Below are 13,124 nucleotides of genomic sequence, written 5' to 3'. Positions count from 1 at the left end.
AAAGCTCTATTCTTTCGCTGCTTTCCGAGCGATCTGGTTTGCTGCAAATGCAATTTTGGTATAGCTTGCCTGCTGGCAACTCGTGAGTATTCTGCGAATCAAGTCGTAGGAGATGTTTTCGTCCCCCATTATAGTAATTGCTTTTGCAGCTATATTTTCATCGGTAGCGTCCTGCATTTCTTTTGACGCTTGAAATTCGAGCTCTTCTTTTAAAGCTGGAATAGAGTCGCTACTATCAGCCAAAACCTCGGCAATGCTAGCCACTTTTCTACCTTGCACCAAAATATCGGACTTAGTTATCACTACAACGATAGTTTCATCGGGTACTTTTGTTGCCACTGATGTCGGCAAGGTTAACGCACTATTATTAGGTAACTGCTGAGTACTGGATGAATTCACTAACAGAAAAAAAACCAAAATAGTAAAAATATCCATTAACGATACAAGATTCAGCGGCGGCTGCTTTCTCAACTTATGATGCCGCTCCATACGTCGTGCTCTACGAGAAGTCTCTAACATTACAATGTATCCCCTACAGTGGGCGGCCCAGAAACCGTTTCTTCCGGTGCATCCCCAATGGATACATTGGGAAATAGCTCTACATTGACTACTGAAACCATTTCCACCACATCAGCACTCTTAACCCTATCCATTACTTGGATCAGGGTTTTATAGCTAACCGATTTATCTAATAAAAGGGCGATACCTTTTTCCTCCGGAAAACGTGTTTTAACTTCCAGCAAAACTTTGGTAAATATTTTCCAGTTTATCTCATCACCCGAGCGATTAAGTTTTTTTAGAACGCCCAAGTTTGCGTCTCGCAAAATAATGGCATTTGGACGGATAACAACCTGTAGCTGCAGCTTGACTTCAGAATTATCATTCTCTCTCTGCATTGCATCCAATGCAGGAAGATTAAGCTCTAATACCGTCATGCGGGAAAATACCGCTGTAATTAAAAGAAAGGGAACCAATATAACCATTAAGTTCATAAAGGCGGTTATATTTAGCTCTACAGTTTCTTGAAGTTGCTTTCTACGAACTAGTTTCATAGGTTGATTTTTATTCGTCCGTCATAAGATTAAGACATTTCACTGCCGCCATTTCCAGGTTGTCAACTAAACGACCCGTTTTTGTCGCTAGGTAGGAATGTATAAGTATCAACGGAATCGCCGCTGTCAAACCAAATGCGGTGGTATTCATTGCTACAGAAATACTGGCTGAAAGTAAATCAGCTTTTTCTGCAGGATCAGCTGAAGCCACAGCTGTAAACGCTTGAATCAAACCGATAATGGTTCCAAGAAGACCTAGTAAGGTTGCAATATTGGCAAGGGTTGCCAGGTAGTGGGTTCGCTGCTCCAACTCGGGCATCACCTCCATTACGCCCTCTTCCATTGCCGATTCAATAAGCTCTCTTTTAGCGTTGCTCTTGCGACGCGAAAAACCGTAGGCTAGAACACGCGCAAGCGGGGTGTTGGATTTTTGTATGGTGCTATCGGCACGATCATAGTCATTAGCTTTTAGCATAGGCGTTAGGATTTTCCAAATTCTATTAGTTTTACTCTGCGTAGTGACAATATACAAAAACCGTTCCAGTGCAATAGCTAAACCAATGGCCATTACCACCAATATGGCGTACATAAACGGCCCTCCGGACTGGAAGAACTTAACTAAAACCATGGTTATAACCTCTAAAGTGTTTACAATTTAATAATTTTTTATTCCAGCTCGCCGCCAGAACGATGAAAAAGGTTCTACTCGATATTTTTATCTAGATTCTGAGTGGGGTCTACTATTTGAATTTCACCTTCGCCATGCCCGCTAACACCATCAACAAACACATCGGCATTCGTATCTTCCACCTTAACGTCAACTTCGGAGAGCATCACTTCATCAATAGACGCTGCGTTTGTGCACGCCGCTATTTCTTCCGCCGGTGAGAACCCATTATATTTCGTATCGATTTCATCGAGAATGTCTCTTCTACGACTGCGATACTCTTCCAACGAAATTGAACGATTATAGTAATCGTTCGACAATTCCGTAATGATTTTTGAAAAACTCGTATCCGGCATTACTGACCCATTAGTTACAGACTGTTTACTATCGTTCAACAATTTCTCTCAACACTCGAAAGCCCGTAATTTCATCTGCTGAACCAGAGTGCTTCTCGACGGACTTAAGAGTACAAGATTCCATTGCTGTTTTATACGAACCACCGACAGCGGCTATTCTTCCGCCGGTATCAATCACCCACTCCTGCGCGTTACCTACATGATTCACAACCCCCCATTTGTTCTGCCTACCTACCGAAGCTTTGATAAGCGCATCGCCTTTTTGAATTCCTCGAGAATTCAGTCGGCAATTTCGGTTGGAGTCCAACTTCCCGCTTTGGGCTCTTGCCGCGTAAACCCATTCAGCTTTGGTCGGCAAACGGTATTTTCGTTTAGCTTTATCTCCTAACCAACGTAGATAATCTTTTACGAGGGAATTGGGGATATTCGTTACCGGGAAACTTTTGCTTACACCTGAAATTTCTTCACACTTCCCAGACTCTTTACAGTAAACATTTATTTCCGCAACAGACACCTCATATTTACCTATTGCAAATTCCTTCATGCTACCAAACCCCGGGATAACAACCATCGCTGGCCCCTTGCCCTGTGTACCGAGACGGTCTCTACATATCGCACGCTTACCGCTCGCACCAAGACCGGCCAAGGCTGTATCGCACGGATCTTTGGGAACGATTTTAATCGTTGCTACCGAAGCATTTTCCGGGAATATTCGCAAAGCGAACTTTTTGGATTCCATCGCCCGCTCAGGAAAAGACCGACCTATTTTTGATATACATTTTGACAACGCTAATACTATTCCTCCCTCCCTCTTTTTATACTCTGCCATATTTACGGAACGAAGTTTTTTTATTGCAATATCCAAATCCCTCATATTTAAGCCTGAGCGACAAGCGAGCTGCTCATCAACATTTGTCATTGCTTGGTTAAATACATTTCGTTTTTCAATAACTTCCTTAGCCTCGGCCTGTTGCGTTTTTTTTTGCTGGGCGGCCAATCGCTGCGCTTCAACTTTCTCTCTCTCTCGCTGCTCGACCAAAGACATTACATCTGAAAGCCGCTTCTGCAGAGCCGTCAGCTCAGACGTATCCGTTGTGTATCGTGGAGCATTTTCAATAATACGCCTAGCCAACTCTAACTCTTCAGCTCCAATGGCTTTTGCTATTTTTTCTAGGTATGCCTGATACAGTATTACCTCCTTGGGAGATAACCAATCGCTATTCTGACCCAACAACCGCCTTAATTCCTGAGTTTCTTTCCAGATAGTCGATTCCCAAACATTTGTGAAGAGCACCGATTCCAACAGCGCTTGGAAATTGTTTTGGTGCTGCTCTAGCCGCAACTGCATTTCAATTTCACTGCGAACTTCATCTTCCGATATCTGTGTCCCGCCTTCGTTAAAAACCGACTGATAACCTGCAAACGCAGTTAACGATAAAATTAGAACCGCTGGCAATACCAATTTAAGGGGAGAAGATTTGGCTTGCGTAAGCTGTTTCCAAAACTCATCCACCGAAGCAATTCTGTCCTCTCGTTTTAAAGCAATGGCCTTTTCTATTACCTTCCATTGACGTTTGCTAAATGCGTGAACCCGCTTGGGCTTCAATTTACCTCGAGAAACTTCATTCGCATGCACGCGATCATACGGATGCATTCCAGAAAACAGTTCGCAGGCAATACAACCCAGAGCATAAATGTCGTCGCGTACATCAGGAGTTTCACCCTCCAGCATTTCCAGGCTGGCATAAGCCGGCGTTAACGCACCGAGATTACCGGCATCAAACACAGTTCTATCGTCTACACTTTCCTCCAGATTTTCCGCCGAGGCAACTGCTCGCGCAATACCAAAATCAAAAACTTTCGCAGACCCTCTATTCGTTACGTAAATATTTCCCGGCTTAAAATCCGAGTGGATAATATTTTCGGCATGCGCATGAACAAGTGCAGCACAAATACCTTCAAGAATCTTCCACGCGTCATCTTCGGGTAAACCGGTAGCTTTATATTGGCTAATGAGCTTATCTAGCGGTTTTCCTTCCAGGTACTCCATAGTCATAAAAACGGTTTCGCCATCTCTATCGAAGTCATGGACGTTTACAATATTAGGGTGTGCTATTCTTTGGGTTTTTCGAGACTCCCGTTGCAGGGCAATAAAGGCTTCGGGATGAGAACGAAAGTCCTCACTCAGAACTTTAATAGCAAGATAAGGGTCGCGATCATTGGCTTCCACTTTTAGTCGATCTTTGGCTTTGTATACAACCCCCATGCCTCCAGCGCCCAGCACTTCCTCCAAAATGAAGCGGTTCTTCAATAGTTCATTACCAGCTCGATTAGAGAATTCACCTGTGTCCTGTGGTCGTTCTTGAGAATCTAATACGGGGCTTAAGCTTGTGGAACGCTTCGGCTTTGCGAACTGTGTTTTATCAGAAAAATCTTGCTCCAAAGGTGAATGGTCTATTGGCGACAATGCAGGAGGAGCATTCCGGTTCGGGGCAATACGGGTTCTATCCGATGGTGCAATTTGAGTAAGATCGTCGCTTAGCGGCTGCGGTATCATCGCCGCTTTAATTTGAGTTTTTTCCTCCTCGCTTCCTATTCCCTGCTGCTGCAGTATCTGTCCCTTCAATTGCCGATTTTTTTCCTGCTGTGCTTTTAGGATTTGTGCTTTACGTAGCTGCGCCTTAAGTCTTTGTACTTTTAATTCCTGCGCTTTTCGTTGTTTTGACTTTTGTTGGGGATTGGGTGCCAAACGAGTTTTATCGTCATTTCCCTCTGCCGTAATGCCTTCAGGCGTAATTTCAGACAACACGCTATCATTGCCGCTTGCAACAGAAATATCATCAGGTTTTTTACTTCCCAATGTACCCGCCTTTCCGATTTGCGTTTTATTGTTGTCTTCAAATTCACTCATGGACCGTATTTTTACCACTCATTTTACAATTTATCGGGAATACCCCTGACTATCACAATTGAAACATTATCTGCTGCTCTGTTTGATAAAGATTTATTCATTAATTCTGAAACACTCTGTTCAATACTTCGCGTGCTGAGGTGGAACTCAATATCGTCCTGCTTTACAGAGTTGTACAATCCATCGCTACAGATTAGAAAGGTATCTCCAATTTGAGTGCTAAATACATTGATATCGACATACAGTTCACTTTCACCACCTATTGCACGAGTAATGACATTTTTTTGCGGGTGATTATGGGTTTCTGCCTCTGTAATTAGTCCCATGCGCAACATTTCTTCCACCTGGCTATGATCCCGTGAAAGCTGCTGTAACCAACCATTTCGATAGCGGTATATTCGAGAATCACCGACCCATAAACAAACACCGACTCGCCCGCGGATAACTAACGCCGCAAGTGTACTACCCATGGTACCGCTCTCCAGCATAATGCCAGCGTATTCCATAATTTCCTGGTTAACATTCAATAGCGCGTCTTCTACGGCATCCACATAATCACTGAGCTTGGGTAGGTTAGGCACCGCAGCCAACGCCTCCACTATTTTTGTGGACGCTATATCGCCAATCTCGTGTCCGCCCATGCCATCGGCTACGGCCCAAAGACCAGATTCAGGCAGCGCTATTAAAGCGTCTTCATTTGCCGCGCGAACTGTTCCCACGTCAGTTTGCGACGCATACACCCATTCAATGGGTCTAAATGCTGTGTCACTCATTCAATCATTCCTAACATATCCCGTTATTCAGAGCTGCCAAAAAGCTCATCATCTTCTGGGATAATAGTCTGTATTTTACTGTCCAACTGCGGCTCCTCGGCTTGATCACTTGCCAGAACGTGTTCTGTTTCTGGCTCACTTACTTGCTCAGGAACTTGCTCTGGTTCCAACCGTCGCTCCGCTAGTTGTGGGTTAAATTCATTCTCTCCCACACTTAAGCCACCAGCGTTCAAATAAAATGGCTGCTGCCAGCGCCACTCTTCCCACCGGCCGTCAAGCATAGCCGCTATGCCACCAATAGGTGGCAGGCCTTTGCTGGTAAACAAACAAGGCTCAACCAACTGCGAACCCTTTGTGCTCCAAGCGCTATAACTCGCCAATAAGTGCGTTAAGCAAGCATCCAACATATAGGGTATTACCGTGCTCGGAGATTGCTCTTCAAACTCCATATTCATAACGAGAGCTGAGGTGTTATCAACGCAAGAGCCTCGTACATAGGAAGAGTCAATCAGTAAATCCGGCTGATTTATTTCCTCTACGATATCTTCTATTTGGAGCTCTCCGTCAAGAGCCCTCAACGCGATACCTTCCATAGCATCGTACCACTGCATTTGCGTGCTGATAAACTCGGTGGGAGCGATGCTTCCAGGTAGGCGCGTAGCAATCGAAAACGGAAAATAACGACCCACCCTATCTACACTCGGTAAAAACAGGCCCGCCCAGCCGTTTTCATCGATAACACCTTCAGAGAAAGCGAAACGCCAAATAGGGCTAGTGAGATAAGTCTCCAGCCATTGCTCGCCTAACTGCTCTTGCGAACCGCCAACAAAGCCCTGAAGCCACGAATCAAATACGGTCATAAACTGGGCAGGCAAATCACGGTAGATAAAATCACCGTGTGCCGGCAACTTACCGAATAATCCTGTTGGGTTAGTGTTATTCACTAGATGGCCTCTGGGCATCTAAACGAACCGAGGGTGTCGTTTGTAAATGGATTATTGACGCTCTTCGCTCGACCTTCATATACAATACTGCGCGAATGCCCTTCGCCTTGATCATCTACCTGAAAAGTAAGCTCGTACACATTCGAACGACTTGTTTTCTTGATGCTTGAGGCATCCATTAAACGAAACCACGCCCAAGGACCAACGTAAGTTTTATCAAAAACGGAATCATCGACCCCTTCAAAAATGACGCGCACTCGACTATTGCCATCTTCGCCAGACCAATTAACCGGCTTCCAGAATTTTGGGCCATGTTTGTAGCTGAGCCGTTCCTCACCCAACTCCAGGATAAACCGCGCATCGTCTTCACTCATACTACGCGGCCTCAGTTCCAGGCTAATGGAAGGTGATTCACCTCCACCCTGGAAAAAAACATCACGAATCGACAATGCGTGGCGAATCTGCTTAAGCGCCGCAGAGGAATAACCAATAGAGTATTTATCCACCACTTTGTTGTTCCAATTTTTACGGGTATTCACAAATGGTTTAATAAACTCTAAATAAAAAGCGTCAACCGTTCCATTCGGTTTAAAAAACTCACTAAAATCAAACAAAGCCAACTCATCGATAGCATTTTTCTTTAAGGGATAGCGCCCCGCTAAACCGCGCGAATATGGAGTGTAAACCTGATTACGCCATTCGCTTGCGACATATTCATGAGCTGAACGTAAAATGACTTTCCAAGTCTCGTTAGACAATGTCGTTAACCAGCGCTCCACCGGCTCTGGCATATTCTGAGCATAAGCATTGAGGGAGCTGATCGGGCTAGCAGCACCGCTTTGGAAGCGTGCTTTTGCGATTTCGAATGATTTTTTACTCGGGTCGGGTGAAAACGAAATCTCTGCCACATATTCCTGCATCTGCCCAATACGTTGCAAAATACTATCCACCACAGCCGGACTTCTGGCGTTTTCTTTCAATAAAATATTTAAATCATGGAAACGACGATCCACCTTAGTCGTTTCGACTTTGCTGGCAATAAACCCCAACGCTTTACCTTTTTTACCTTGGGTATTTCCCTCTGCCAAATCCTGAATAACGGGCGAAGTCAACTGAGTATGAGTTAACCCCACTTGCAGTATTGAACGTAGAGGGGAGTAGACTGGATCACTAAAGCTGGACAATATTTCTTGTGCTTCGCGTAGATCTTTAAACTCCTTAACCTCCAGCGCTCTATAGACATCACTCCAAACACTGGCATAATCCGACAAGTAGTGATCTTTTACCTCCGCGCTTATTTCATCTAGATCTTCGTTGATGAAATCTACTTTCTCTTTATCATCATCAGACAGTACCCAACGCTCTTTCACAATATCAGCAATAACCGGTGCACCAGCAGAAAAATCAATATTTTCATATCCATCGACGGTGAACATGGCGGGAACACTGAGTGCCTGGCTAATTTTGGCGTTAACTTTATAGGCCGCACGCACCGACTCCCCAAAGTGATTTAACATATCCACAGGCTGCACGTAATCCGGGCTAGTCTTAATACGACTGTAAATACGTTTGGACACGGGCACACGTAGCAATAACGAACGAGTTTGCGATACCAAGCGTTTATTCAGCTCCACTGGAGCTAAATCCAATGCTAGTAAAGCGATCAAATGTGCCTTTAATTCTTGACGGCGAGTAGCTTCGCCATGAAATTGGCTCTCCCAGTTAGTTTCAAACCACTCAGAGATAAGCGGTCTATCCATTTTATCCCGCTTGTTAAACATTATATAGACACGAAAAGTATTATATAAATCACCACCTTGATGCCCTCGATTTAATGATAATTCCAAATCTGAGATTAACCTAGGCAATAACAACCGCTGTAAATACTCCTCATAGGCAATGTTAGCTTCAATATCGACACGCCCATCATATAAACCGATGCCCGACAGCCAAGGGTGTTCTTCTTGATCGTAAACGATACTGGCTTTTGCAAGGGCGTTCAGAGCTGGAATAACGGCTCGAACATCCTTATTCCAGCGACTAAGTTTATTATTTTCTGTTTCGAATTCTTTGATATAGGAACCCACTTCAGACATATACAGTTTGTGCCGAGTGATGCTTCCGCTCCACACAAGAACAACCAGTACCGTTATACCTGCCAGGCCGATAAATGCTCCTCGCTGTGCCCAGCGGATAAACGACTCATACCGAACGTTTGAGCCTACCAATTCTGATTCTGGAAATATAACTTCTCGGAACAAGCGCGAAAGGAAAAAGCTTTTGCCCTGTTGATTTGGCGCCTGAGCTGATTCGCGGGAGAAACCGAAATTGGCAGAAACAGAGCTCATTAGGCGATCAATGGGTGTGCCATCCTGGGTGCCGCTGGAAAAATAAACGCCACGTAGATACGGTTGAAAGCGATAGCGGTTTTGGGTAAAGGTTTGGCGGACAAACGAATCGACAATATTGGTAAGATTTTCCATTTGCTGGGGAAAGCCATATATCGCTCCTCGGCGGTGCGTATCTCGCTCCTGATGCATACGCCATAGAACTCGGTCATATAGACGTGACACCAGTGTTTTCATTTCTTTTTCTAAGTATTCAAAATCGGGCGACTGCGATAATTGTGGGGCGTTCGGTAGGGAAACACCCCATACCTGCTCCCTATCTTCCCGCCCTAGATCTTCATAAAACTCGGAAAAACCAGAGACCAAATCGGCTTTAGTAAACATTAGGTAGATGGGAAAACGGATTTGTAACTTTTCCATTAATTCATCTAGCCGGGAACGAATGGTTTTTGCGTGTAATATACGCTCCTCTTCCGTTTGAAGAAGTAAATCATGCAGACTTATTGCCACAATCGCTCCATTAATTGGACGACGCCGACGATTGCGTTTCAGTAGGTTAAGAAACCCTTCCCAGGCCGAGCTATCGACGACCCGATGGCTATCCTGAGTGGTATAACGGCCTGCGGTATCAATTAAAACGGCGTCGTTGGTAAACCACCAGTCGCAGTTACGAGTGCCACCCACACCCTGTAAAGCGCCCTTACCGAACTGCTCTGCTAGCGGAAAATCCAGACCGGAATTCACCAGCGCTGTGGTTTTCCCTGATCCCGGCGGCCCTACAATAATGTACCAAGGCAGTTCATATAGAGCTTTTGCACTGCCTCCACCTTGGAATTTCAATTTTTTTAGTGTTGCCAACGCCTGTGTAAAGCGTTGATTCATTTGGTTTATTTCTTCTGCAGCTTGTTCAGAGCCGGCATTGCGGCGCAACTCAGCCTTGCTCTGCTTGTGACTTTTTTCAATATCATCAACCAATTCATTATTTTGTTTCGTGTTTTGGAACTGCTTCCGGAGGTTGTTTAGCCCCCAAATTGCCACCAAAACCATAACAACTATTAACCTGGTAACGACCCCGCTTAAAGGGGCGGCGTTAGTCTCCCCAAATTTAATATAGGGCCCGCCAAACCAAATCAGAAGAGATAGTACAACAAGCCCAATCAAGGATATAACAATTGGGTTTGTAAAAAATCTAATTATTTTTTTCATATAATTTTAAGTACTTTTTAAAGAACAATAAATCCAGCTAGCGCTCCAACTCTGAAAGCGAACAACCTTTCATTAACCTTCAACGTTTGCGTCTTCTTTGGATATAGCCTGCAGCTGTGCGGCAACGGGAGTGGCTGTTTCATACAACCAATAGCGAAAACCAGAATAACCAAAAAACAATATAGCTGCCGCAATACTGGCGATCACCCATACAGGTATATATTCGGTAAGTGTTTTCCTGACATTGCCAAGACCCTGCCAATTAGGGGAAAGTGTTCGCTCATATTCGCCTCGATACCTGCGAATAACGGTAAACAACTCATCTTTCATTTTCTCTAAAGAGTCGCGCCCCCTTTGCTGCAATCGATACTGTCCCTCAAACCCCATACTTAAGCACAGGTAAATAAGCTCCAGCATATTCAGGTTTTCAGCGGGCTGCTGAAGCATCCGATCCAATATTAGAAAAAATTTCTCTCCACCGGAGGCTTCATTATGAAAAACCGTAAGCAGGGTGCGTTGCCCCCATGCACTTTCACTCCCCCAAGGGGTATTCAATACAGCCTCATCTAACACTGAACACAAAACATAGCGTGCCGCCAAGACCACTTCCTGCTTAGCTCCTAACTCTATAGCGCGCGCTTCAAACGCTTTAATTTCACCGGTTAATCGCTGATGCAAACCACCGACGTTATCGTGCTTCATGGATTGACGCATTTTTTCAAAAACAGCCAACAGGATTGAGGCTGCGTTAACCAACGGATTTAACCCGTAGGATGTCCTAAAATACGCAGCTTCAACATCTACGCTAGGCATGGCTCCCATGCCAGAATGTCTCGAATGATCTCCTCCGTGTGACCGATTTGGCTGTGGTGCGCCGGCCCTACGCCCCGGCATAGGCTTCATTACCGTGCGATCACCACCCGGAGTCGGCTGCTGAAAAACCGTTTTATCAAAGTTATCCGAAGACATGTTTTAACTCCAAAGGGTTACTGACGCACCGCCCAGAACTCCATTTCCAACCCAGGAAAGTCGCCAGCGATATGAAGGGCAAATCCGCCAGAAGTTTGCAGCTCTTTCCAAAAATTGCTCTGCTGCTCTAACTCAAAGTAAGTGTAACCTGAACGGTAGGGAATTTGGCGCGGCGCCACAGGCAAAGGCTTCAGCTGAATACCGGGCATGGCTGCATTAACCAGCTGACGAATTCGTTCTACCGGACCGATTTTGACCTGTGCTGGGAATCGAGTACGAACCATTGTCTCTGCAACATCAGCACGTACGGCTAAAACATAACTCGCCGTTGACAAGAGGCTGCGGTCGGTAATTTCCGCCACCCGAATCCCGTATTTTTTCTCTACCAATGGCAGCGCAATAGCGGTTTGTTCGTACACCATAGACAAACTGGATCGCAGAGCACCCAATACTGGCATGAAGGTTTCCTGAAGGCAGTCGTGGAGGTAGGGAGGAAACGCTTCTGGGCGTTTATTGGTCGCTACAAACGTGGAAATCTCTCCGGCTATTTGCACAAGCTCTGAATATAGAGATAGCGGATGCAATCCATTAATTTTCGACAAGTGATTTGTCAGCGGCTCCAGACGATTAATCATCTGCAGCATCATATAGTCTGCGATTTCCGCGGTTCCGCCCCTACGCGCGTCCGCTAACCGTCCGGCGATAGACTCCGCCCTGTGATGCAGCAACCCGGTTAACTCTGACAGGAAGCCCGACAGTCTCGGCGCCGCTCTGCAATCGAGGCAAGTTGGTATATATTGGTCGTCGAGCAACACATTTTTATCTTCACGCGACTCGGCGATTCGAATTATGCCAATACAGGCATAGCCGCTACGATCATCAGATTCCAGCAACAATTTCAGGTTTAGCTTGCCCACTTTAACTGCCAAGTTATCACCGCCCTCTACAGTGATATCTCGCACTTCCTGTTCCGCCGCAACATATCGAGCTAGCCCCTGGCTATTTTCATCCATAAGCACATCAACAGCCCCAGGTCGACGCACGGGTATAGCTAGATAAACCATACTGTTATGAGTGCTTTCGGGCACATCCAATACCTGCGGTGCCTCATCTACGGCAGGTATACTAAAAGGCGTACCGTCTGGAAAGACGCCCGAAGCATTGAGTATTGATATTTTCCCAAGCTTTAGTAGCTCTAGATCTACTTCTAAAGCGTGAACCCCCCAACCATAAGCGCCATACGCGGAACATTTACCAGCTACGTATCGCTCGAAATAGCGTTCCTGTTGCTGAAAATGCTGGGGGTTAAGAAACATACCCTCCGACCACACCACCTTACTGTCTAATGACATTATTCCCTACTCCCAGATGGATTAGTCGTCAACCAATATGATTTTATTACCCGTAATTTCTATTTTTACGGTATTGCGAAAAATGTTGTTCGCGGTTACAGGAAATATTATTTTATATTTTGAATTCTTGTAATCATAAAACTCTGCAAACAGTGCGATATAACGTGTCTCTTGGCTGAGTACAAATTTTTCGGTTCGACTAGATCCAGGAGTGACCCGCCTCAGTTCCTGTTTAGAAATAAGATCCGCCTCCAGAACTTCCTCGTCCCGCTCGAATATATCGATAAAATCCGATTTATTGAACAACTTAGGCGATTTAAGCTCATAAAAACGGACGAATAGAGGCGAAGGCTTGCCCCGCTCATCGGGGTTTACATCTGAAGATATTTGTAACTCGAGCTTTAAATCCGTATCCAGGTTTAGCATCCCACCTACCTTGCTCCCCCCCGCTGAGCAGCCGAATAAGAGAAGTACTACAGCTGTGGCCACCGCCACACACATGCCGGCAGAAAAAAAGTGTGCCCCCGATCGAAATAATTTCATCAC

At 45.3% G+C, this 13,124-nt stretch carries 11 protein-coding genes; all 11 read right to left on the bottom strand.

Annotation, left to right across the window (positions count from 1 at the left end; genetic code table 11):
- Positions 1-6: 6 nt before the first annotated feature.
- Positions 7-519: an ExbD/TolR family protein gene (locus H5715_RS04395; RefSeq protein ID WP_083608256.1), complete on the bottom strand. Its 513-nt coding sequence runs from the start codon at positions 517-519 to the stop codon at positions 7-9.
- A complete protein-coding gene (locus tag H5715_RS04390; RefSeq protein WP_075188030.1) occupies positions 519-1,052 on the bottom strand; it encodes an ExbD/TolR family protein in 534 nt (177 codons plus the stop codon). Before H5715_RS04390 ends, H5715_RS04395 begins: the two co-directional genes overlap by 1 nt.
- Before the next feature lie 10 nt (positions 1,053-1,062).
- Positions 1,063-1,680, bottom strand: a complete 618-nt coding sequence (locus H5715_RS04385) for a MotA/TolQ/ExbB proton channel family protein (protein WP_075188031.1) — start codon at positions 1,678-1,680, stop codon at positions 1,063-1,065.
- 74 nt (positions 1,681-1,754) lie between these two features.
- Positions 1,755-2,114, bottom strand: a complete 360-nt coding sequence (locus tag H5715_RS04380) for a hypothetical protein (protein ID WP_139309939.1) — start codon at positions 2,112-2,114, stop codon at positions 1,755-1,757.
- A complete protein-coding gene (locus H5715_RS04375; RefSeq protein WP_075188033.1) occupies positions 2,104-4,986 on the bottom strand; it encodes a bifunctional serine/threonine-protein kinase/formylglycine-generating enzyme family protein in 2,883 nt (960 codons plus the stop codon). Before H5715_RS04375 ends, H5715_RS04380 begins: the two co-directional genes overlap by 11 nt.
- Positions 4,987-5,009: 23 nt before the next feature.
- On the bottom strand, positions 5,010-5,759 hold the full coding sequence (locus tag H5715_RS04370; protein ID WP_075188034.1) for a PP2C family protein-serine/threonine phosphatase: 750 nt from the start codon (positions 5,757-5,759) through the stop codon (positions 5,010-5,012).
- 23 nt (positions 5,760-5,782) lie between these two features.
- Positions 5,783-6,703, bottom strand: a complete 921-nt coding sequence (gene tagF / locus H5715_RS04365) for a type VI secretion system-associated protein TagF (protein ID WP_075188035.1) — start codon at positions 6,701-6,703, stop codon at positions 5,783-5,785.
- Complete coding sequence (gene tssM, locus H5715_RS04360) at positions 6,703-10,257, bottom strand: type VI secretion system membrane subunit TssM (protein ID WP_075188036.1); 3,555 nt, start codon at positions 10,255-10,257, stop codon at positions 6,703-6,705. Before tssM ends, tagF begins: the two co-directional genes overlap by 1 nt.
- Positions 10,258-10,329: 72 nt before the next feature.
- Positions 10,330-11,226: a type IVB secretion system protein IcmH/DotU gene (gene icmH, locus H5715_RS04355; protein ID WP_075188037.1), complete on the bottom strand. Its 897-nt coding sequence runs from the start codon at positions 11,224-11,226 to the stop codon at positions 10,330-10,332.
- 17 nt (positions 11,227-11,243) lie between these two features.
- Positions 11,244-12,578 (bottom strand): type VI secretion system baseplate subunit TssK, encoded by a 1,335-nt coding sequence (tssK, locus tag H5715_RS04350; RefSeq protein ID WP_075188038.1) that lies wholly within the window; start codon positions 12,576-12,578, stop codon positions 11,244-11,246.
- Between the two features lie 21 nt (positions 12,579-12,599).
- A complete protein-coding gene (tssJ, locus tag H5715_RS04345) occupies positions 12,600-13,121 on the bottom strand; it encodes a type VI secretion system lipoprotein TssJ (RefSeq protein WP_246434682.1) in 522 nt (173 codons plus the stop codon).
- Positions 13,122-13,124: the final 3 nt, after the last annotated feature.

This window comes from Teredinibacter haidensis (assembly GCF_014211975.1).
GTDB classification, from domain to species: Bacteria; Pseudomonadota; Gammaproteobacteria; order Pseudomonadales; family Cellvibrionaceae; genus Teredinibacter; species Teredinibacter haidensis.
Note: the sequence above shows the minus strand (reverse complement) of the source record. Positions and strands in the feature narration are given on the sequence as shown.

Bases quoted from the DNA above. Each gene is read 5' to 3' on its own strand.
- H5715_RS04395 (WP_083608256.1), bottom strand. From the start codon at position 519: ATGTTAGAGACTTCTCGTAGAGCACGACGTATGGAGCGGCATCATAAG.
- H5715_RS04390 (WP_075188030.1), bottom strand. From the start codon at position 1,052: ATGAAACTAGTTCGTAGAAAGCAACTTCAAGAAACTGTAGAGCTAAAT.
- H5715_RS04385 (WP_075188031.1), bottom strand. From the start codon at position 1,680: ATGGTTTTAGTTAAGTTCTTCCAGTCCGGAGGGCCGTTTATGTACGCC.
- H5715_RS04375 (WP_075188033.1), bottom strand. From the start codon at position 4,986: ATGAGTGAATTTGAAGACAACAATAAAACGCAAATCGGAAAGGCGGGT.
- H5715_RS04370 (WP_075188034.1), bottom strand. From the start codon at position 5,759: ATGAGTGACACAGCATTTAGACCCATTGAATGGGTGTATGCGTCGCAA.
- tssM (WP_075188036.1), bottom strand. From the start codon at position 10,257: ATGAAAAAAATAATTAGATTTTTTACAAACCCAATTGTTATATCCTTG.
- icmH (WP_075188037.1), bottom strand. From the start codon at position 11,226: ATGTCTTCGGATAACTTTGATAAAACGGTTTTTCAGCAGCCGACTCCG.
- tssK (WP_075188038.1), bottom strand. From the start codon at position 12,578: ATGTCATTAGACAGTAAGGTGGTGTGGTCGGAGGGTATGTTTCTTAAC.
- tssJ (WP_246434682.1), bottom strand. From the start codon at position 13,121: ATGAAATTATTTCGATCGGGGGCACACTTTTTTTCTGCCGGCATGTGT.